Source organism: Achromobacter sp. ACRQX, assembly GCF_022346505.1.
Classification (GTDB): Bacteria; Pseudomonadota; Gammaproteobacteria; order Burkholderiales; family Burkholderiaceae_B; genus Achromobacter; species Achromobacter animicus.
Window position 1 is genome coordinate 14,586 of the sequence record NZ_JAKRML010000005.1, and the last position, 19,734, is coordinate 34,319.

Annotated in this window: 18 protein-coding genes; 4 read left to right on the plus strand and 14 right to left on the minus strand. The window is 65.1% G+C overall.

All coding sequences use genetic code 11. The annotated features are described in order from the left end of the window. Nucleotides 1-15: 15 nt before the first annotated feature. From MHZ91_RS06580 to MHZ91_RS06590, 3 genes are read right to left on the minus strand one after another with little or no spacing between them, the layout of a single operon-like run. Complete coding sequence (locus MHZ91_RS06580) at nucleotides 16-1,902, minus strand: dipeptide ABC transporter ATP-binding protein (RefSeq protein WP_175122916.1); 1,887 nt, start codon at nucleotides 1,900-1,902, stop codon at nucleotides 16-18. Between the two features lie 44 nt (nucleotides 1,903-1,946). After that, on the minus strand, nucleotides 1,947-2,927 hold the full coding sequence (locus MHZ91_RS06585; RefSeq protein WP_175122917.1) for an isoaspartyl peptidase/L-asparaginase family protein: 981 nt from the start codon (nucleotides 2,925-2,927) through the stop codon (nucleotides 1,947-1,949). After that, nucleotides 2,924-3,799 carry a MurR/RpiR family transcriptional regulator gene (locus tag MHZ91_RS06590; RefSeq protein WP_175122918.1) on the minus strand — a complete coding sequence of 292 codons (876 nt, stop codon included), beginning with the start codon at nucleotides 3,797-3,799 and terminating at the stop codon, nucleotides 2,924-2,926. Before MHZ91_RS06590 ends, MHZ91_RS06585 begins: the two co-directional genes overlap by 4 nt. Nucleotides 3,800-4,001: 202 nt before the next feature. Between MHZ91_RS06590 and MHZ91_RS06595 the strand changes: the two genes are divergently transcribed. Further along, nucleotides 4,002-4,463, plus strand: coding sequence for a GNAT family N-acetyltransferase (locus tag MHZ91_RS06595; protein WP_175122919.1), 462 nt, complete (start codon nucleotides 4,002-4,004; stop codon nucleotides 4,461-4,463). A gap of 30 nt (nucleotides 4,464-4,493) precedes the next feature. Here MHZ91_RS06595 and MHZ91_RS06600 read toward each other — a convergent pair whose 3' ends face one another. From MHZ91_RS06600 to MHZ91_RS06620, 5 genes are all read right to left on the minus strand, one after another. Then, nucleotides 4,494-4,901, minus strand: coding sequence for a hypothetical protein (locus MHZ91_RS06600; protein WP_175122920.1), 408 nt, complete (start codon nucleotides 4,899-4,901; stop codon nucleotides 4,494-4,496). After that, nucleotides 4,877-5,893: a PAAR domain-containing protein gene (locus MHZ91_RS06605; protein WP_239213023.1), complete on the minus strand. Its 1,017-nt coding sequence runs from the start codon at nucleotides 5,891-5,893 to the stop codon at nucleotides 4,877-4,879. Before MHZ91_RS06605 ends, MHZ91_RS06600 begins: the two co-directional genes overlap by 25 nt. A gap of 216 nt (nucleotides 5,894-6,109) precedes the next feature. Beyond that, a complete protein-coding gene (locus MHZ91_RS06610) occupies nucleotides 6,110-6,763 on the minus strand; it encodes a CoA transferase subunit B (protein ID WP_056567942.1) in 654 nt (217 codons plus the stop codon). 12 nt (nucleotides 6,764-6,775) lie between these two features. Continuing rightward, the gene (locus MHZ91_RS06615) at nucleotides 6,776-7,474 is read right to left on the minus strand and encodes a CoA transferase subunit A (RefSeq protein ID WP_175122922.1); all 699 of its coding nucleotides are present in this window, start codon (nucleotides 7,472-7,474) and stop codon (nucleotides 6,776-6,778) included. A gap of 285 nt (nucleotides 7,475-7,759) precedes the next feature. Further along, complete coding sequence (locus MHZ91_RS06620) at nucleotides 7,760-8,212, minus strand: thioesterase family protein (protein ID WP_255596284.1); 453 nt, start codon at nucleotides 8,210-8,212, stop codon at nucleotides 7,760-7,762. A gap of 109 nt (nucleotides 8,213-8,321) precedes the next feature. On the opposite strand from MHZ91_RS06620, the gene MHZ91_RS06625 reads away from it, so the two are divergent. From MHZ91_RS06625 to MHZ91_RS06635, 3 genes are all read left to right on the plus strand, one after another. Continuing rightward, a complete protein-coding gene (locus tag MHZ91_RS06625; protein ID WP_239213024.1) occupies nucleotides 8,322-9,968 on the plus strand; it encodes an electron transfer flavoprotein-ubiquinone oxidoreductase in 1,647 nt (548 codons plus the stop codon). Between the two features lie 76 nt (nucleotides 9,969-10,044). After that, nucleotides 10,045-10,896, plus strand: a complete 852-nt coding sequence (locus MHZ91_RS06630) for an NAD-dependent epimerase/dehydratase family protein (protein WP_239213025.1) — start codon at nucleotides 10,045-10,047, stop codon at nucleotides 10,894-10,896. A gap of 193 nt (nucleotides 10,897-11,089) precedes the next feature. Continuing rightward, entirely contained in the window at nucleotides 11,090-11,434 is a 345-nt protein-coding gene (locus MHZ91_RS06635; protein ID WP_239213026.1) for an antibiotic biosynthesis monooxygenase, read from the plus strand. Between the two features lie 38 nt (nucleotides 11,435-11,472). On the opposite strand, the gene ltaE is transcribed toward MHZ91_RS06635, so the two are convergent. The 6 genes from ltaE to MHZ91_RS06665 all read right to left on the minus strand — a co-directional run bounded on the left by ltaE (nucleotide 11,473) and on the right by MHZ91_RS06665 (nucleotide 19,479). Beyond that, nucleotides 11,473-12,483 carry a low-specificity L-threonine aldolase gene (gene ltaE, locus MHZ91_RS06640; protein WP_239213027.1) on the minus strand — a complete coding sequence of 337 codons (1,011 nt, stop codon included), beginning with the start codon at nucleotides 12,481-12,483 and terminating at the stop codon, nucleotides 11,473-11,475. Nucleotides 12,484-12,525: 42 nt separating this feature from the next. Further along, nucleotides 12,526-13,374 (minus strand): DMT family transporter, encoded by an 849-nt coding sequence (locus MHZ91_RS06645; protein WP_239213130.1) that lies wholly within the window; start codon nucleotides 13,372-13,374, stop codon nucleotides 12,526-12,528. A 167-nt stretch (nucleotides 13,375-13,541) separates the two neighbouring features. Continuing rightward, complete coding sequence (gene acs, locus MHZ91_RS06650; RefSeq protein WP_175122928.1) at nucleotides 13,542-15,521, minus strand: acetate--CoA ligase; 1,980 nt, start codon at nucleotides 15,519-15,521, stop codon at nucleotides 13,542-13,544. Nucleotides 15,522-15,848: 327 nt separating this feature from the next. Continuing rightward, nucleotides 15,849-17,189, minus strand: a complete 1,341-nt coding sequence (locus MHZ91_RS06655; protein WP_175122929.1) for an MFS transporter — start codon at nucleotides 17,187-17,189, stop codon at nucleotides 15,849-15,851. Continuing rightward, entirely contained in the window at nucleotides 17,186-17,593 is a 408-nt protein-coding gene (locus MHZ91_RS06660) for a heme-binding protein (protein ID WP_056567970.1), read from the minus strand. The genes MHZ91_RS06655 and MHZ91_RS06660 overlap by 4 nt, the downstream gene beginning before the upstream one ends. Next, nucleotides 17,590-19,479, minus strand: a complete 1,890-nt coding sequence (locus MHZ91_RS06665; protein ID WP_239213028.1) for a propionate--CoA ligase — start codon at nucleotides 19,477-19,479, stop codon at nucleotides 17,590-17,592. Before MHZ91_RS06665 ends, MHZ91_RS06660 begins: the two co-directional genes overlap by 4 nt. Nucleotides 19,480-19,734: the final 255 nt, after the last annotated feature.

Here is a 19,734-nt window from a genome sequence, read left to right on the forward strand (position 1 = left end):
AGGTCAACTACTGAGTCAATACGCGCCGCCGACGGGATGGCGGGCTACAAAATGATCCGTACCGACCTGAACCAGCGGCTGCACCACCGGTTCGTCGTTCAGTTTGCGGATCGGGCTGGGGATTTCATCGGACAGCAAGGTGCGCTTCAGGTGACGGCGCGCCGGATCGGCGATCGGCACGGCGGACATCAGCTTCTTGGTGTACGGGTGCTGCGGATTCTCGAAGATGGCACGGCGCGGGCCGATTTCAACGATCTGGCCCAGGTACATCACGGCCACGCGGTGGCTGACGCGTTCGACCACGGCCATGTCGTGCGAGATGAACAGGAACGAAATGCCCATGTCGCGCTGCAGGTCGATCAGCAGGTTCACGATCTGCGCCTGGATCGACACATCGAGTGCCGACACCGATTCGTCCGCGATCACGACCTTCGGGTTCAGGGCCAGGGCGCGCGCGATGCAGATGCGCTGGCGCTGGCCGCCGGAGAATTCGTGCGGATAGCGCTGCGCCATTTCCGGCGGCAGGCCCACGCGCTCGAGCAGTTCGGCGACGCGGCGCTCGGCATCCTTGCCCTTGGCCACGCCGTGCACGAGCAGCGGCTCCATGATCGAGAAGCCCACGGTCACGCGCGGATCCAGCGACGCAAACGGGTCCTGGAACACGAACTGGATGTCGCGGCGCAGGGATTGCAGTTCGTTGTTCTTCAGGCGCACGATGTCGCGGCCGCCGAAGCGGATCTCGCCGCCCTGGCTTTCCACCAGGCGCAGCAGCGAGCGGCCCGTCGTGGACTTGCCGCAGCCGGACTCGCCGACCAGCGACAGCGTCTCGCCCGGATACAGGTCGAAGCTGACCTTTTCCACGGCGTGCACGCGGCGCTGCACGCGGCTCATGATGCCGCCGCGCAGGTCAAAACGCGTCACCAGGTTGCGCACGCTCAGGATGGGTTCGCGTTTGGCGTTGGGCACTTCCTGCGTGCTGACGGCGCCGGGCTCGGCCACCGGCTGGGCCTGGCCTTCCACCTGCAGCAGCGGGAAGCGCGCGGGCAGGTCCGTGCCCTGCATGGCGCCCAGCTTCGGCACGGCCGACAGCAGCGCCTTGGTGTAGCTGTGCTGGGGCGCGGCGAACACTTGGTCCGACGGGCCTTCCTCGACCTTGTCGCCGCGGAACATCACCAGCACGCGGTCGGCCACTTCGGCCACCACGCCCATGTCGTGGGTGATGAACACCACGCCCATGTGCATCTCTTCCTGGAGCTGACGGATCAGTTGCAGGATCTGCGCCTGGATGGTCACGTCCAGTGCGGTGGTCGGCTCGTCGGCGATCAACAGCGCCGGCTTGCAGGCCAGCGCCATGGCGATCATGACGCGCTGGCGCATGCCGCCCGACAGTTGATGCGGGTAGCGGTCCAGCACCGATTTGGCTTCGGGAATGCGGACCTGTTCCAGCATGCGCAGCGCTTCGGCGCGCGCCGAGGCGCCGTCCATGCCCTGGTGCTCGCGGATCGATTCGGCGATCTGGTCGCCGGCCGTGAACACCGGGTTCAAGGAGGTCATCGGCTCCTGGAAAATCATCGCCATGTCGGCGCCGCGCACGTCACGCATGACGCGCTGGCTGGAATTGGCCAGGTCGATCACGGAACCGTTGCGGCGGCGCAGGGCCATGCGCCCCTGGGCGATGCGGCCGCCGCCGTGTTCCACCAGACGCATCAGCGCCAGCGACGTCACCGATTTGCCCGAACCCGATTCGCCCACGATGGCCAGGGTTTCGCCCCGGTCCACATGGAACGACAGGTTGCGCACGGCTTCGACCGTGCGCTCGGAGCCCACGAAGCGCACCGTCAGGTCGTCGACCTGGACCACGCGGTTATCCGGCAGCGCCAGGCTGTTTGCGCGATCAACCATCTCTTCTCATTCCCAAAATAAACCTACTGATCCAAACCCGCCGCTCATCGGTAGATGGCGGTCACCGGCTTTTCGCCAACGCGGGCGTAACCCCGGTACATGCCTTCCGTGTTGAACGGCAAGGCCACATTGCCCTGGGCGTCGACGGCCACGAGGCCGCCCTTGCCGCCGATGGTGGGCAGTTTTTCCATCACGACGCGGTCCGCCGCCGTTTCCAGCGAGGCTCCGCAATACTCCATCTGGGCCGCCACGTCGTACGCGGCAACCATGCGGATGAACATTTCGCCCGTGCCCGTCGTGGACACGGCGCAGGTCTTGTTGCTGGCGTAGGTGCCGGCGCCGATCAGCGGCGCATCGCCCACGCGGCCGACCTGTTTGTTGGTGATGCCGCCGGTGGAGGTGGCAGCCGCCAGGTTGCCCTGCGCATCGACGGCCACGGCGCCCACGGTGCCGAACTTCTTGTCGGCGTCCAGCGGATCGGCCGGTGCAGGCTGGCCGCGCGCGACCATGGCCTGGCCGTCGTGATCCAGCACGGCGGCGTCCGGCGTTTCGCGCTGCACGCGCAGCAGCTGCTCGCGGCGGGCTTCGGTCGAAAAATACGACGGGTCGACGAGTTCCACGCCTTCCTGAGTGGCGAAGGCTTCGGCGCCCTCGCCCACGAAGAAGACGTGCTTGCTGTTTTCCATGACCTTGCGCGCGGCAAAGATCGGATTGCGCACGCGGTTCACATTGGCGATGGCGCCGGAACGCAGCGTCGCGCCGTCCATGATGGCGGCGTCCAGCTCATGGGTGCCGGCGCTGGTGAACACGGCGCCGTGGCCGGCGTTGAACAGCGGGCAATCCTCGAGCAGGCGCACGGCCTCGGTGACGGCGTCCAGGGCGCTGCCGCCCTTGGCCAGCACGGCTTGGCCGGCGGTCAGGATGGACTCCAGGGCCGCCAGGTATTCCTGTTCTTTCTCGGGAGACATGGCCGCGCGGGACATCGCGCCGGCGCCGCCGTGAATGGCAATCACGGGCTGAATCATCGTTTACCTACTCCATGTATGAGCCACGGCATGACGGACTGGGTCACCCCAGCGGCGGCCGCGACGGAATTTTTGGCGCGATAGGCCACCGCCGCGGACAAGGCTTCAATGAGCCCGAGCGCGGCGGTTTCGGAATTGGGAATGAGCTGGCGTGCCGAGAAGGCATACAGCACGACGGAGGCCGTGGGCGCCAGCGGCGACGTGGGCTTGTCCGTCAGCACCAGCACCGGGACGCCGGCCTGCTTGGCCGCGCCGGCCAGCGTCACGGTGTCGGCCAGATAGCGCGGAAAACCGATGGCGATCACCAGGTCTTTGCTGGTCATGCGCGACATCTGCCGCGCCGCGTGCGACACGCCGCCGGGACCGGCCAGCGACTCGACGGAATGCAGGTGCATGCACAGGCCGCGCTGCAAGAGGCCCGCGAGGAACCCGCTGGCGCCGAAACCGATGATGAAAACGCGTTCGGCGGCCAGGATCGTGTCGACCGCCTTTTCACAGGCGTCCGAATCCAGGGCCTGCAGGTTGCGCTGCGCGTTGCGGATATCTTCTTCGAGCGTCGCGGCGAAGATCTGGACGGCGCTGGCCGAGTGGGCCAGTTCGGTGCGCAGCTTCTCGACCGGTTCCAGCGCGGCTTCAAAGCCGCGCGCCAGCTCGGCACGGAATTGCGGGTAACCCGGCAGATCCAGGGCACGCGCAAACCGGTTGGCGGTGGCCACCGACACGCCCACTGCCACTGCGAACTCGTCGATGGTCATGGTGGCGACGCGGAATTGATGCGCCAACACGTACTCGGCCATCTTGTGCTGGGTCCGGCTCAGCGCGGGCTGGGCCCGGGCGATCCGATCAGCGATCGTAATGGCGGACTTGGTCATCGAACAGCGTGGTGGAAATCAGGCGGCGGGTTTATGTAAATCTGTTTACACACAAATTTTAGTTAAGAAAATAGATTTTCATACTAAGGGTATACCCGTGAATAGATGTAACAGTCCGGCTCTAAAAATCGGGGCCGGGTTGCGTTACGCTTGGAGCCCTTACAGAATTGCCCACCTTGTCCCGATATCTGGAATGACCCGCATGACGCCCGCCTGGACCTGCAAGCCCCACGCCGATCTGACCCCCGCCGAGCTTTACGCCATCCTGCGGCTACGTTCCGAGGTATTCGTGGTGGAACAGAACTGCGTGTTTCTGGACATGGACGGCAAGGATCTCAAGGGGCAGACCGAACACCTCATGGCGTGGCACGAGGGCGAACTGGTCGCCTATTGCCGCCTGCTGGAGCCGGCCCTGAATGACGGCCGCGCCATTATCGGCCGCGTGATCACCGCCCCGGCCGCGCGTGGAACAGGATTGGGGCATGAGCTGATGCGCCGCGCAAAGGAAGAAGTGCAGCGGTTGTGGCCGGGTCAGCCGGTTTATTTGGGCGCGCAGGCGCGGCTCAAAGGCTATTACGGCGGCCACGGCTTTGTGCCGGTGACTGAGGAATACATGGAGGACGGCATCCCGCATGTGGGGATGCTGCTGAGCGAATCGGCCTGAACCGCCGAAACACATTCTGCGGTCATCGCATCAGCCGCCGGGCTCAAGAAACCGCGCAAAGAAGCCATGGCGAATTTCCGTACGATCGATTTTTCCGCCCGTGGCGAAGTAAACGTCGATTCTGCTAAACGGTTTGGTGATCTCCAGGGTGTCGCCCTTCTCGCGTGGGGTTGAGATCAGCATCCACATATCAGATGCCGGGAACATCGCGGTCGGTGATGACACAGACTGCCCGGGAGCCAGGAGAAATCGGGTCGTGTCGTGATTGTCATTGAAAAAGACAAGAAGGTCGGCCTGGGCATCCTCCGCGTAGTGCAAAGCGACCACGGGCCTGCAAAAGTACAGGAAAAGCACCCAGAAAATCGGCGCTGCACACAGAAGTATTGCAGCCAATCTGACGCCACGGGGCGCCGTTAATTTTTTGGCTCTCTTCTGCATGTGTGCGGTTCTTTGGCGACATCCTTTCCATACCCCCAGGGTAGAGGCACGGCGCTGACACGGTGGAGAAGCATGTTGGCCGTCAGTTCATGAGGCTTGGCTGCCCCATATAGATCGATTCCCAGCTTGATGGAAATGTGATCCGTCACGTCGTCCGCGCTCGCCGGCCACGGGCCATTCTGCGGGTGATTCTGTTGCGGTTTCCGCTTCCAGGCATCAAGTGCGGCCTGCGCCAAGCCCGCCCCCTTGATCAGCTCGGCAGCGGTAAATCCTAGTGCAATTCCCACGTATCCGAAGTGGATGTTGGACCAGATGTCAAAGTAGTAGTCGAAGTCGCCGTACTTTTGCCAGCCGATATTGAAGTGTTCGCCCAGCATTTGCCGCAGTACAGGCTTGTGGTCCCAGGGGCGGTTCGGCCCGATGATATCCGCGAAAAGCGCGTAAGCGTGCAGCTTCTTCTCGGCCAGCATTTGCGCGTAGGTATTCCGTCCTGAGAGCTTCGTGTACCACGCAGCACGCTCCCAGTCTTCGTTGTACGCCTTGAAGTCGTAGTGGTTGGCATCATGGATCTCGCGTCCCTGCCTGGAGAAGGGATTGGTCTTCATCTCCCGTACGATGAACTCGGCCAGCGGCACAGCCGTGTCGGCATGGGTGCAGCCGGGCTCGCGCAGGCTATTGGCCAACAGACCGGTATTGGACGATGTCCGCGCGACATCACCCGGTCCGGGATCCAGCACCGCTATGTCCTGACTGGCGATCAGCGTGGCACCGCAGGCTGTCTTCATGCCTTCAATTGCCACAAGACCATCATCGACGATGAAGCTGGAAACACCTTCGACGATGGGATACGTGCCCTTGCACTGCGGACAGGCCACCAGGTGGCCCATTCCCGCAGCGGCCCTGCCCTCGATCGTGTACTGGGGGAACCCCTGCGTCACGGTCCCCCCGTGCGATGTCTTGTCGCCGATTCGAACAACGGCGCGTCCTGCCATGCTGCGGCTCCTGACATTTTTCGGGTGCGCTTGAGTCTACGTATCGCAGACCACCAATCAATCAGAAAAGTCGGAAACCACAGTCGTGAAATAGCCCAGCCTTTGACGGTGCGGGGAGATTGGCGGACAGTCGCCTCGCCACGCAAAAAGACCCCCGAAGGCCGGATCTCGTCCAACCTTCGGGGGTCAATTCATGCAAGGTGAAGCGGGTGCGGCCTACTGCACCGCCGACACGTCCAGCTTCGCCGCCGTCTTGGACTTGATCTCGTCCACCGTCACGCCGGGCGCCGTTTCCAGCAGCTTCAGGCCGTTTTCGGTGACTTCCATCACGCCCAGGTCGGTGATGATGAGGTCAACCACGCCCACGCCGGTCAACGGGAGGTTGCATTCGGGCAGCAGCTTGATGTCTTCCGAGCCGTCCTTCTTCTTGGCGACGTGCTCCATCAGCACGACCACGCGGCCGACGCCGGCCACCAGGTCCATTGCGCCGCCCATGCCCTTGACCATCTTGCCCGGGATCATCCAGTTGGCCAGATCGCCTTTTTCGGAGACCTGCATCGCGCCCAGGATCGCCAGGTTGATCTTGCCGCCGCGGATCATCGCGAACGAGTCGGCCGACGAGAAGATCGACGAGCCGGGCAGCGTCGTGACCGTCTGCTTGCCGGCGTTGATGAGGTCGGCGTCGACCTGATCGTCGGTGGGGAACGGGCCGATGCCCAGCAGGCCGTTTTCGGATTGCAGCCACACTTCCACGCCTGCGGGGACGTGGTTGGCGACCAGCGTGGGCAGGCCGATGCCCAGGTTCACATAAAAGCCGTCTTGCAGCTCGCGCGCGGCGCGTGCCGCCATTTCATCGCGGGACCATGCCATGTCGTCTTCTCCTTAGGCCGGGCGAGTGGTGCGTTGTTCGATGCGCTTTTCGGGCGTGGCGTTCACCACGATCCGTTGCACATAGATGCCGGGCAGATGGATCTGATCCGGGTCCAGGCTGCCGGTGTCGACGATCTGTTCGACCTCGACGACCGTGAACTTGCCCGCCATGGCGACGTTCGGATTGAAGTTACGCGCGGTCTTGCGGAACACCAGGTTGCCGCTGCGGTCGGCGATGTGCGCCTTGACCAGCGACACGTCCGGCACCAGCGAACGCTCCATCACGTACTGATGGCCGTCGAACTCGCGGATTTCCTTGCCCTCGGCCACGATGGTGCCCACGCCGGTGCGGGTGAAGAACGCCGGAATGCCGGCGCCGCCGGCGCGCAGCTTTTCAGCCAGCGTGCCCTGCGGCGTGAATTCAAGCTCGAGTTCGCCCGACAGATACTGGCGTTCGAATTCCTTGTTCTCGCCGACATAGGACGCGATCATCTTGCGCACCTGGCGCGTGTTGAGCAGCTGGCCCAGGCCAAAGCCGTCGACGCCCGCGTTGTTGCTGATGCAGGTGAGATCCTTGACGCCCGAATCGCGCAGTGCGGCGATCAGCGCCTCGGGAATACCGCACAGGCCGAAACCGCCCACGGCGATCATCTGACCGTCCTTGACGATGCCTGCCAGCGCCTCCTGGGCGCTTGCATAAACCTTGTCCATCGCTCCAACTCCTAGTTAAGGTCTAACCAAAGTGAGCCCGCCCCGCCGCTACCCGCGCACGGGTCCCGGAAAAATTGGGGAATCGGGACAAGCCCAGTCGTTCCTTGGGGCGCGGCTGTTGGCGCAGGCTACGCGGGCATCGCGGCGAGGCCCGATTTCCGTGAAGCAGTGGCGCCGAGGGTGGCGCGCCCTCATTGCTTTTCTGATTTTGCGCTAGATTTTACCGACATGACCGGTCAAAGCACGCGCTATTTTGGCCGGTATGCGGCCCGCGGCCGCGCGTGCTCATTGGGCCGGCGTGAACTGCGTGGCCATTTGGGCCAGGACTTCGGGCGGCCACGGCGCGGACGTATTGGCTACGTAATCCATCCATACCAGCACATTCCGGCCGCGCGCATAGGGGCCCGCGTCGTCACCGACCTTCTCGAGCAGCAGCTCGAATTCGGCGCTGGAGCGGCCGATGCGCGTCACCTTATGCGTCACGCGGACGGTGGCTGGATACGTCAGCGGACGCAGGAAATCGCACGACGCGTGCGCCAGGATCGCGCCATCGTCGGCCGGCAGCTTGAAGCCCGCGTTATACAGAATCTGCATGCGAGCCTCTTCCATGAGGCGGAAATACAGCGTGTTGTTCAGATGGTTCAAGGCGTCTGAATCGCCCCAGCGCAAGGGCAATTCGAGCTGATGGGTGTCGCCCACCGAAAGCAGCCGCGCAGACAGGTTGTCCGGGTTCACCAATAACTCCTGAAGGCTAAAAGAAATGCGAAGGGGTACAGGACCCTCGCCTGCAATACAATCGCCGATAATACTTCCAGCCATATATGGAATACATACGGGGAGCTTTGCAATGTCTGAACGCGAGTCGATGGAATATGACGTGGTCGTGGTTGGCGGTGGTCCCGCCGGCCTGGCCACAGCAATCCGTCTGAAGCAGCTAGCCGCTGAGAAGAATCAGGAGATCGGCGTCTGCGTACTGGAAAAAGGCGCGGAACTTGGCGCGCACATCCTGTCCGGCGCCGTCATGGACCCGCTGGCGCTGACTGAACTCATCCCCGACTGGAAAGAGAAAGGCGCGCCGCTGAACGTGCCCGTCACGCAGGACAAGTTCCTGTTCCTGTCCGAGACCGGCGCGCGCGCCACGCCGAACTGGCTGCTGCCCCCGTGCTTCCACAACGAAGGCAACTACATCGTCCGTCTGGGCGACGTCGTCAAGTGGATGGGCGAACAGGCCGAAGCGCTGGGCGTGGACATCTTCCCCGGCTTTGCGGCCGTTGAAGTGCTGTACGACGAAAACGGCGCCGTCCGCGGCGTGGCCACGGGCGACATGGGCGTGGCCCGCGACGGCAGCCACACCGACCACTACCAGCCCGGCATGGAACTGCATGCCCGCTACACGGTGTTCAGCGAAGGCTCGCGCGGCCAATTGGGCCGCCAGCTCATCGAACGCTTCAAGCTGGACGACGGCCGCAACCCCCAGTCCTACGGCATCGGCATCAAGGAAATGTGGGAAGTCGATCCGGCCCAATCCAAACCCGGCCTGGTGATCCACACCGCCGGCTGGCCGCTGGATGCCGACACCTACGGCGGCTCGTTCCTTTATCACCTGGACAACAATCTGGTGGCCGTGGGCATGATCGTCGGTCTGGACTACGCCAATCCGTGGCTGTCGCCCTTCGACGAATTCCAGCGCTACAAGACCCACCCGGCCATCCGCGGCACGTTCGAAGGCGGCAAGCGCATCGCCTACGGCGCGCGCGCGATCACCGCCGGCGGCCTGCTGGCGCTGCCCAAGCTCACGTTCCCGGGCGGCGTGCTGGTCGGCTGCGAAGCCGGTTTCCTGAACGCCTCGCGCATCAAGGGCAGCCACGCCGCCATCAAGTCGGGCAAGCTGGCCGCCGAAGCCGCCTTCGACGCCCTCGTTGCCGACCGCCGCCAGGACGAACTGACCGCCTACCCCAAGGCCTTCGAAGCCTCCTGGCTGCACGAAGAACTGAACAAGGCGCGCAACTTCAAGCAGTGGTTCAAGAAGGGCCGCACGGTCGCCACGCTGATGACCGGCATCGAACAGCTGCTGCTCAAGGGCAAGATGCCCTGGACACTGCGTCACAACAAGCCCGACCACGCCTGTCTGCAACCGGCGTCGCAATGCGCGCGCATCGACTACCCCAAGCCTGACGGCAAGCTCACGTTCGACAAGTTGAGCTCGGTGTTCATTTCCAACACCAACCACGACGAGAACGAGCCCGTCCACCTGACCCTCAAGGATCCGTCCGTGCCGGTGAAGGTGAACCTGGCCAAGTACGGCGGCCCCGAGTCGCGCTACTGCCCGGCCGGCGTGTACGAGTTCGTCAAGGACGACCACGGCGAGGACCGCTTGCAGATCAACGCGCAGAACTGTGTGCACTGCAAGACCTGCGACATCAAGGACCCCACGCAGAATATCGTCTGGGTGGCGCCGCAAGGCGGCGAAGGACCGGTCTACAGCGGCATGTGACACTAAGGGCGCACCGCGCCCGCCCGGAAGGCGCCCCGCGGGGCGCCTTTTTTTTCCGACTGCCTGGAGCGACAACATGAGCGAACGCGTACTTCTGATCGGCTGCGGTGACCTGGGCCTGCGCGCGGCACAGCGCTTTCTGGCGCGCGGCGACGAGGTCCATGCGCTGCGCCGCCACCCGCCCGCCGGCGATGCCAGCGGCGTTCAATGGCTGCAGGGCGATATCACGCGCCCGGACACGCTTGCCTCGCTACCGCGAGGCGTCACGCGGCTCATTCACCTGCCCTCGCCCGGCGCGCGCGATCCGCAGGCGTACCGCGGCGTGTTTGTGGATGGCCTGGCCAACGTGTTGCAAGCGATGGATAGATCCGCCTTGAAGCGCATCGTGTTCGTATCTTCCAGCGCTGTGTACGGCGAACATCACGGCGGCTGGGTGGACGAAGACACGCCGCCCGCGCCGCAAGGTTTCAATGGGAAAGTGCTGCTCGAAGCCGAGGCCGCGCTCGCCGCACAGCCGGTTTCCTCGGCGGCGCTGCGGCTCGCGGGCCTGTACGGGCCAGGCCGAATGCAGCTCATCGAGCGCCTGCGCAGCGGCGCGGCAGGGGCGCCCGTGCAGCCCGAGCATTGGGCCAACCGCATCCACATCGACGACGCGGCCGCCGCGGTGGTGCACCTGGCGCTGCTGCCAGAGGTTGCGCCGGTGTACATCGGCTGCGACGACACGCCCCTGCCTTTGCACGTCCTGTATGCCGAGCTGGCCCGGATGATCGGCGCCCCGGCCCCGCGCGAGGCGCCTGCGCCCGCCAACGTGGGCAGCAAGAAGCTCAGCAATGCGCGCCTGCGCGCCAGCGGCCTGTCGCTGCAATGGCCCGATTCACGGCAGGGCTACGCGGCGTTGCTGGCCGACGGCGACGCGGCGCAGGCATAGTTCGGCTCACACCGAATCGTTGCCTGCGGGGCTGGCGGATACTGGCGGCCGAATCCCGCATCGGTCACCGCCCACCCGCCATGCCGCCCCCCATCCCCTGGACGCCGTCACGCATCCAGACCCACGCGATTGCGCTATCGCGCGCTCCCCAACGCGCGCATGCCCAGTTTGATTATCAAAAGGACAGCAACCCATGATTGCCGTGATATTCGAAGTCGAGCCCGCCCATGGCGACCCCGCCCCGTATCTGGAGATCGCCGCCGGCCTGATCGACGAACTGCGCACCATCGACGGATTCATCTCCGTCGAACGCTTTCAAAGCCTGTCCACGCCCGGCAAGCTGCTGTCGCTGTCATTCTGGCGCGACGAGGCCGCGGTGCTGCGCTGGCGCTCGCTGGAATCGCACCGCCGCGCGCAAGAGGCCGGGCGCGGCGGCGTGTTCCAGAACTACCGTCTGCGCGTGGCCCAGGTGCTGCGCGACTACGGCATGCAGGAGCGCGACGAGGCGCCCGCGGACAGCCGCGCGCACCACGGCTGAGCTCGCGGCGACGGCGCGATTGCGATCGCCGAGGCGGCTCAACGCAAATGCCGCCCCACGGCCTCGACCACGCGCCGCACGTCGTCGGCCGACACGTTCAGATGCGTGACCAGGCGCGTCGGACCGCCATAGACGGCGCGCATCAGGATGTCTTCCTTGCCCAGCGCCGCCGTCAGCGCATCGCAGCGTGACGGCTCGAATTCCACGAACACCATGTTGGTGTCCTGGCTCAGCACCTTGACGCCGGCAATGCCCCGCAGGCCTTCGGCCAACAGGCGTGCGTTCTCGTGGTCCTGCGCCAGCCGCTCCACGTTGTGTTCCAGCGCGTACAGGCAGGCGGCCGCCAGCACGCCGGACTGGCGCAGGCCGCCGCCCAGCATCTTGCGCCAGCGATGCGCGCGGCCGATCAATTCCTCGCTGCCGACCAGCACCGACCCGACCGGCGCGCCCAAACCCTTTGAAAAGCAGATGGACACCGAGTCGAAGGGCTGGCAAAGCTCGGCCACGGGTTTGCCGCTGGCGACGGCCGCATTGAATACGCGCGCCCCGTCCAGGTGCGTGGCAAGGCCCTGCTCGCGCGCCCAGGACGTCGCGGCCTGGATGTACGCGGCCGGAATCAGCTTGCCGTGGAAGGTGTTTTCCAGCGCCAGCAGGCGCGTGCGCGCGAAGTGCGGGTCGCCCTTGGGCTTGAGCGCCGCGGCAAGTTTTTCCAGCGGCAACGATCCATCCGGCGCGTGTTCGATGGGCTGGGGCTGGATGCTGCCCAGCACCGCTGCGCCGCCGCCCTCGTATTTGTAGGTGTGCGCAAGCTGGCCGACAAGGTACTCGTCGCCGCGGTCGCAATGCGCCATGAGCGCGGCCAGGTTGCTTTGCGTGCCCGACGGGAAGAACAGGCCGGCAGCCTTGCCGGTGCGCTCGGCCAACGTCTTTTGCAGGCGGATCACGGTGGGATCGTCGCCCATCACGTCATCGCCCAGCGGGGCATTGGCCATCGCCTGCAGCATGGCCGCATCGGGACGGGTGACGGTATCGCTACGCAGATCAATCATGAAAGTTTCCAGGGGATTGGAGAGGACAGGAATTCGGAAAGGTCATTCGGCGCGCGCGGCCGGCGCGGCACGGCTCACCACAAAGATGCCAGCCAGGATCAGCACCATCCCGCCTGCCTCGACGGGCGTGGGACGCTCGGACAGGATGGCCCATGCCAGCAGCATGGCCACCACGGGTACGCCCAGGCTCGACAGTCCCGCGATCGACGCGGGCACGCGGCGCACGACCTGCAGCCACAGCAGCCAGCCCGCCGCAGTGGCGATCAGCACAATGTAGGTCATGCCGGTCCAGAGCGGCCAGCCCCATTGGGCGGTCATCTGCGGCACCAGATAGGCGATGGGCACCATGACCAGGCCGCCGAACAGCATCTGCCACGCGGTGAACGTCATCACGTCCGGCGCATGGCGGTCAAACATGCGCTTGGACAGCACCGTGCCCACGCCCCAGCACAGGCCGCTTCCCAGGCCCAGCAACACGGGGCGGATGTCGCCCAGCCCGTTCCAGGGTTCGACGAAACAGATCAGGCCGACGGCGGCGAGCGCGATGCCGGCCGCGTGCCGGGCCGTGGGCCGCTCGCCCAGCAACCACCACGCGAACAACACGACCCAGAACGGCATGGTGTAGGCCATGAGGGACACCTTGCCCACGCCCCCGTCCACCAGCGCGGTCTGGACGAAGCCCTGAAAGCCCGCCGTCTGGGTCAGGCCGATCAAGAGGGTCAGTTTCCAGGGCGGCATTGCCAGCGGCCGGCGCGTGGCGAACGCGAGCGCGAAAAGCACCAGGCTGCCCGTCACGTAGCGCAGGGCCACGAAGTCGAACGGTCCGATGTAGGGCACGATCAGCTTCATCGCGATCCAGCTTCCCGCCCAGACCAGGATGGTGCTGAACATCAGGGCAAGCCCTGCGCGATCGAAACTGCTGCTCACGGGTGCGGCTCCATGCGAAGAAATTTGGCAATCCAGGAATGACGACGCCCGTGCCGCTACATGCCGGCACGGGCGTCGTCATTATGCGCCTGTCGCGCTGCAAACGGCCGGTGTAATCCGGCCGGTTGCATTTACAGCGGCTTGGCGAGCTGCTCCAGGATGGCGGGGTTTTCCAGCGTGGACACGTCCTGCGTCACTTCCTCGCCCTTGGCGACCACGCGCAGCAGGCGGCGCATGATCTTGCCCGAACGGGTCTTGGGCAGGTTGTCGCCGAAACGGATGTCCTTGGGCTTGGCGATGGGACCGATCTCGCGGGCCACCCAGTCGCGCAACTGCTTGGCGATGGCCTGGGCCTCTTCGCCTTCCGGACGCGAGCGCTTGAGCACGACGAAGGCCACAACGGCCTCGCCGGTCGTGTCGTCGGGACGGCCCACGACGGCGGCCTCGGCCACCATTTCGTGCGCCACCAGCGCCGACTCGACTTCCATCGTGCCCAGGCGGTGACCCGAGACATTCAGCACGTCGTCGATACGGCCCATGATCCAGAAGTAGCCGTCGGCGTCGCGCTGCGCACCGTCGCCCGCAAGGTAATAGCCACGCAGTTCAGACGGGAAGTAGCTCTTCTTGAAGCGTTCCGGATCGCCCCAGATGTTGCGGATCATGGCGGGCCACGGACGCTTGATGACCAGGAAGCCGCCATTGCCCTTGTCCACGTCGCCGCCGGTCTCGTCGACGATGGCAGCGGCAATGCCCGGCAGGGGCAGCGTGCACGAACCCGGCTTGGTGGGCGTGGCGCCCGGCAGCGGCGTGATCATGTGCCCGCCGGTTTCGGTCTGCCACCAGGTATCCACAATGGGGCAGCGCTCGCGGCCGACGTTCTTGTGATACCACATCCAGGCTTCGGGGTTGATGGGCTCGCCCACCGTGCCGATGATGCGCAGCGAGTCCAGATCGTAGTTCTTGGGATGCGCGTCGGGTGTGGCTTCAGACGCCTTGATCAGCGAGCGGATCGCGGTCGGCGCCGTATAGAACGTGGTGACCTTGTGGCGCGCGATCATGTCCCAGAAGCGGCCGGCGTTGGGGAACGTGGGCACGCCTTCGAAGACGATCTGCGTCAGGCCAGCAGCAAGCGGGCCGTAGGTGATGTACGTGTGACCGGTAACCCAGCCCACGTCGGCGGTGCACCAGTAGACGTCGTCCTTGCGCGCGTCGAAGGTCCACTTGACGGTCAGGAGCGCCCACAACAGGTAGCCGGCGGACGAATGCTGCACGCCCTTGGGCTTGCCCGTGGAACCTGAGGTGTACAGGATAAAGAGCGGGTGTTCGGCGTTGACGGGCACCGGCTCGCAGGTGTCCGGCTGGCCGGCCTCGACGTCCTGCATCCAGAGATCGCGGCCTTCGTTCCACTGCACCTTGCCGCCCGTGCGGCGGTACACGACGACCTTGGTGACGGCTTCGCAGCCGCCCATCGCGATGGCTTCTTCAACGGCGGGCTTGAGCGGAATGGTCTTGCCGCCGCGCACCTGTTCGTCGGCGGTGATGATGAGCGATGCGCCCACGTCGACGATGCGTTCCTGCAGGCTCTTGGCCGAGAAACCGCCGAACACCACCGAGTGCGTCACGCCCAGGCGCGCGCAGGCCTGCATGGCGACCACGGCTTCGATGGACATGGGCATGTAGATGATGGCGCGATCGCCCTTCTTGTAGCCCAGCGCCGCCAGCCCATTGGCGAAGCGGCAGACGCGCGCCAGCAGTTCGCGATAGGTGACCTTGTCGACCTTGCCATCGTCGGATTCGAAGATGATGGCGGTCTTGTCGGCGTTGCCGTTGGTCAGGTGTACGTCCAGGCAATTGGCCGAGACGTTCAGTTCGCCGTCGCCGAACCAGCGGTAGAACGGGGCATCGGACTCGTCCAGCACCTGCGTGAAGGGCTTGGTCCACTGCAGATTGTCGCGGGCCTGTCCGGCCCAGAATCCGTCGAAGTCGTTCTCGACCTGCGCGCACAGCGCGTTGTAGGCGTCCATGCTGGAAATCGCGGCGCCCTGCGCGGCGCGCTCGGGCGGCGGAAACACGCGGTTTTCCACCAGTACGGACTCAATAGCGTTCGACATGATCTTGTCTCCAATCGGTGATTCTGTTGTTTATGCTGCTTTTTTATTACCCACCTGCAACCGTATCGCCGCGCTCTTACGGGCACCTTACGCAAAATGCGGGCCGGAGCCCGCAGATTGACGAGGCCCAAGGCGATGCGTCTGCGCCGGATCCGGGCAGGAAGACGCCGCAAGGCGCCAACCGGGCAGCATGCACAAGCCAACGACGCGCCGCACTGCGGCGCGCCAACAATGCCAAGCAATCAGCATATGCCGCCGCATCGGGACGCGGCGGCACAAGGCAGTCCATAAGGATAGCAGCCGCTTCCCGCTTGGCGTATACCGCATTCAGGCGGCCTGCCGGGCGAGGCCGCGCTTCATGTCCACCCGCGACAACAGGACCAGTCCGCCGACGAAGAACAGCCCCGTCACGAGGATGGCCAGCCGATGATTGCCTTCCGTGGCCCACGTCACCAGCCCGTACGTCAACGGGCCGATCACGGCGGCCAACTGCACGGAAAAGGTCCACAGCGAATAGAACTCGGCCAGCCGGCCCGCCGGCGCCAGCGCGCCGGTCATGGCGCGGCCCGCGCTCTGCGTCGTGCCCATGCACAGGCCGGCCAGCACCGCCGCCACCCAGAACACCGGCGCGGTCACGGCCGCGTAAGCCGTCAGCACCATCACGATCCATCCGACCAGCGTGATGGCCAGCGCCGGCTTGTGGCCGATGCGGTCTTGCACGTAGCCGAACGAAAACGCCCCGGCCGCCGCGCCGATGTTCACGGTGAACACCAGCAGCATGATCTGCGGCGTAGTGAAACCCATGACTTCCGAGGCATACACCGCGGCCAGCGTGATCACGACCGAGATGCCGGCCTGGTAGCAGGCAATGCACATCAACAGGCGGCGAAATTCCGGGAAGTGCAGGCCCGTTTCGCGCCAGGCATAGGCCAGCCGCTTGAGCATGTGCAGTGCGGGCGGATTGCCCTGCTGCGGCTTGGCGCGCTCGCGCAGCATGAAGAACGACGGCAGCGCGGCCAGCGCAAATACCGAGGCTGTCACCACAATGACCCAGGGCACGAACTGCTCGGCGGTCTCGCCTCGCCCTTCGGCCAGCGTCACCACGACAAGCGACAACCCCAGCGTCAGCATGCCGCCGAAATAGCCAAAGCTCCATCCCCAACCCGAGACGCGGCCCAACGCCTGCGGCTTGGCCAGTTCAGGCAGGAACGCCGCGACCACGGATTCGCCAACGCAATAGCAGTAGTTGGACACGACGATGGCGGCCAGCGCCAGCCAGACGTCGCCCGGCCCCGCTTGCGTCAGGACCAGCGTGCCCGCCACGCAGCCGGCCGTGCTGGTGTAGAGCAGCCGCCGCTTGCTGGCCCGGGCATCGGCGCGAGCGCCCAGCGTAGGCATGGTCAGCATGATGACGAGGTACGACAGCGACAGCGCGGACGTCCACGCGAGCGTGGCCCATGTGGCACGCCCGGCGACGACACCGACGAAATAGGTGCTGAAAACCGCCGTGAGGATCACGGTGGTGTATCCGGAGTTCGCGAAGTCGTACATGGCCCAGGCCCAGACTTCGCGCCGTTTCACGCCGGGGTTCAGCGGACCGCTGTCCGCCCCCCGGGTGTCCTGCGCGGAAACGCCAGCCGGCGTTTCCGGCGGCAGCGCCTGGCTCATAGGCCCAGCGCGGCGATGCCTGCTTGCGCGATCTGCACGTCTTCGGTCGACTTGACGCCCGAGACGCCCACCGCGCCGACGACCTGGCCGTCAACGACGACCGGCACGCCGCCCTCGAGCATGCCTTCGATCAGCGGCGCCGACAGGAACGAGTAGCGGCCGTTGTTGATCAGTTCTTCGTAGATGCGCGATTCGCGGCGGCCCAGCGCGGCCGTCTTGGCCTTGGCGGGCGCGATGTGCGACGAGATCGGCGCCGCATCGTCCAGGCGCAGCATGCCCAGCAGATGGCCGCCATCGTCGGTCACGGCGATGGTGACGGCCCACTTGTTCTGCAAGGCGTGTGCTTCGGCCGCGGCCAGGATCTTTTTGACGTCGTCGGCGCTCAGCACGGGTTTGGTTTTCATTGCAGTGACTCCTTGATCTGTTCGAGGGCGTTAGGGTCTTCCATGGTGGTCAGGTCGCCGGGATCGCGCGACTCGCATACCGCGACGATCGCGCGGCGCAGCACCTTGCCGGAACGGGTTTTGGGCAGGGCGCCCACGAACCGGATCCTGGCCGGCCTTGCCACCGCCCCAAGCTGTTCTTCCACCAGCCGCATGATATCCGCTTCCAGCGCCTTTGCCGCTTCCGGCGTGTCGGCGCCGGCGGGATTCTTCAGCACGGCAAACGCCATGGCGACCTGCCCCTTGAGGGGGTCGGACACACCCACCACCGCGCATTCCGCGATGCCGGTGTGGCTGTTGACCGACTCCTCGATCTCGCGCGTGCCCAACCGGTGGCCCGCTACATTGATCACGTCGTCCGTGCGGCCCAGGATGAACCAGTAGCCATCGGCGTCCACCCGCCCCCAGTCGAAGGTCGAATACACCTGCCGGCCAGGAATCGACGTGAAGTAGGTTTCGACGAAGCGCGCGTCGTCGCCCCAGATGGTGGACATGGCGCCGGGCGGCAGCGGCGGCACGATGGCGACCACGCCCTTCTCGTCCGGACCCAGGTCTTCGCCGGTGGATTCGCTGACGATGCGCGCGTCAAAGCCGTAGACCGGGAACGACGGGCTGCCGAACCGGGTGGCGACCTTTTCCACGCCCGGCTGCGCCGACAGGATCGGCCAGCCGGATTCCGTCTGCCAGTAGTTGTCGATGATGGGTTTGCCCAGGCCTTCCGAGATCCATTGCGCCGTGGGCTCGTCGAGCGGTTCGCCGGCCAGATAGACGGCGCGCAGCGTGGACAGATCGTGCCGCCGCAAGAGATCGGGATCCTGGCGCTTGAGCACGCGCACCGCCGTCGGCGCCGAAAACAGCGTGTTCACGCCGAATTGCTCGACCAGCTTCCAGAGAATCGCGCCGTCCGGGCGCACGGGTGTTCCCTCGTACAGGATGGTCGATTGCCCGCCGATGAGCGGTCCGTAGACGATGTAGGAATGCCCCACCACCCAGCCGATGTCGCTGGTGCAGAAATAGGTGTCGCCGGGCTTGCCATCGAACAGGTATTCCATGGACGACGCCAGCGCCACGGCGTATCCGCCCGTGTCGCGCTGCACGCCCTTGGGGCGGCCGGTGGTTCCGGAGGTGTAGAGGATGTAGCTGGGCTCGGACGATTCCAGCCACTCGACGGGCACCCGCGCGCCGCGGTGGCGTTCACGCAGCGTCGCGTAATCCAGGTCGCGACCCGCCACCGGTTCGAACGGGGCCAGGCCGCGGTCGAACACCACCACCGAGGCCGGCGGCGACTTGGTCAGGCTCAAGGCGCGATCCAGGAGCGGCTTGTACGGCACGACCTTGCCGGCCCGCGAGCCGCCGTCCGTGCACACCACTACCTTGGGCGACGCATCGTCGATGCGCTGCGCGAGGTTCACGGATGCAAACCCGCCGAACACCACCGAATGCACTGCCCCGATGCGCGCGCAGGCGAGCATGGTGAACACGGCTTCCGGCACCATCGGCATGTAAAGCAGCACCCGGTCGCCGCGTTCCACGCCCAACTCGCGCAGCATGGCGGCTGCCGCGTTCACTTCCTCGAAGACGTCCTGCCGCGTGTAGACCTGCTCACGGTCCACCTCGGTGGACACCCAGATCAGCGCCGGCTTGTCCGCCTGAGTCGGCAGCCAGCGGTCCACGGCGTTGTAGCAAAGATTGGTGCGCCCGCCCACGAACCACCTGGCGAAAGGCGGACGCGAGAAGTCCAGCACATTGTCAAAAGGCGTTTCCCAGTGGATGCGCGTGGCCTCTTCACGCCAGAAGGCGTCGCGGTCATTCACCGAGCGATAGTGGAAATCCCGGGTTCTTTGCATGTCTGTCTCCTGGTATTGTTCATAGGCCTTAAGGCTGATTGATTTTTTGTCTAATCATTTCGGTCATTCTGGTAGGCAAACCTTGCACGAGACTTGCCGCACGTCAAAAAATTCTTCCAGATGTCCACGCTGCATGGATATTTAGGGCCGATACGTAACGAACCGGCACTAAAAGTTTGGTAGAATCCCCGCGAAGTTGCACATAATTGTTGAATTTGCTGACATCTCGGCCCCAACCGCGGCTAATGCGCGGTT

What these genes read in the sequence shown, in the direction of transcription:
- MHZ91_RS06580 (WP_175122916.1), bottom strand. Translation starts at nt 1,902, where the DNA reads ATGGTTGATCGCGCAAACAGCCTGGCGCTGCCGGATAACCGCGTGGTC.
- MHZ91_RS06585 (WP_175122917.1), bottom strand. Translation starts at nt 2,927, where the DNA reads ATGATTCAGCCCGTGATTGCCATTCACGGCGGCGCCGGCGCGATGTCC.
- MHZ91_RS06590 (WP_175122918.1), bottom strand. Translation starts at nt 3,799, where the DNA reads ATGACCAAGTCCGCCATTACGATCGCTGATCGGATCGCCCGGGCCCAG.
- MHZ91_RS06595 (WP_175122919.1), top strand. Translation starts at nt 4,002, where the DNA reads ATGACGCCCGCCTGGACCTGCAAGCCCCACGCCGATCTGACCCCCGCC.
- MHZ91_RS06600 (WP_175122920.1), bottom strand. Translation starts at nt 4,901, where the DNA reads ATGCAGAAGAGAGCCAAAAAATTAACGGCGCCCCGTGGCGTCAGATTG.
- MHZ91_RS06605 (WP_239213023.1), bottom strand. Translation starts at nt 5,893, where the DNA reads ATGGCAGGACGCGCCGTTGTTCGAATCGGCGACAAGACATCGCACGGG.
- MHZ91_RS06610 (WP_056567942.1), bottom strand. Translation starts at nt 6,763, where the DNA reads ATGGCATGGTCCCGCGATGAAATGGCGGCACGCGCCGCGCGCGAGCTG.
- MHZ91_RS06615 (WP_175122922.1), bottom strand. Translation starts at nt 7,474, where the DNA reads ATGGACAAGGTTTATGCAAGCGCCCAGGAGGCGCTGGCAGGCATCGTC.
- MHZ91_RS06625 (WP_239213024.1), top strand. Translation starts at nt 8,322, where the DNA reads ATGTCTGAACGCGAGTCGATGGAATATGACGTGGTCGTGGTTGGCGGT.
- MHZ91_RS06630 (WP_239213025.1), top strand. Translation starts at nt 10,045, where the DNA reads ATGAGCGAACGCGTACTTCTGATCGGCTGCGGTGACCTGGGCCTGCGC.
- MHZ91_RS06635 (WP_239213026.1), top strand. Translation starts at nt 11,090, where the DNA reads ATGATTGCCGTGATATTCGAAGTCGAGCCCGCCCATGGCGACCCCGCC.
- ltaE (WP_239213027.1), bottom strand. Translation starts at nt 12,483, where the DNA reads ATGATTGATCTGCGTAGCGATACCGTCACCCGTCCCGATGCGGCCATG.
- MHZ91_RS06645 (WP_239213130.1), bottom strand. Translation starts at nt 13,374, where the DNA reads ATGTTCAGCACCATCCTGGTCTGGGCGGGAAGCTGGATCGCGATGAAG.
- acs (WP_175122928.1), bottom strand. Translation starts at nt 15,521, where the DNA reads ATGTCGAACGCTATTGAGTCCGTACTGGTGGAAAACCGCGTGTTTCCG.
- MHZ91_RS06655 (WP_175122929.1), bottom strand. Translation starts at nt 17,189, where the DNA reads ATGAGCCAGGCGCTGCCGCCGGAAACGCCGGCTGGCGTTTCCGCGCAG.
- MHZ91_RS06660 (WP_056567970.1), bottom strand. Translation starts at nt 17,593, where the DNA reads ATGAAAACCAAACCCGTGCTGAGCGCCGACGACGTCAAAAAGATCCTG.
- MHZ91_RS06665 (WP_239213028.1), bottom strand. Translation starts at nt 19,479, where the DNA reads ATGCAAAGAACCCGGGATTTCCACTATCGCTCGGTGAATGACCGCGAC.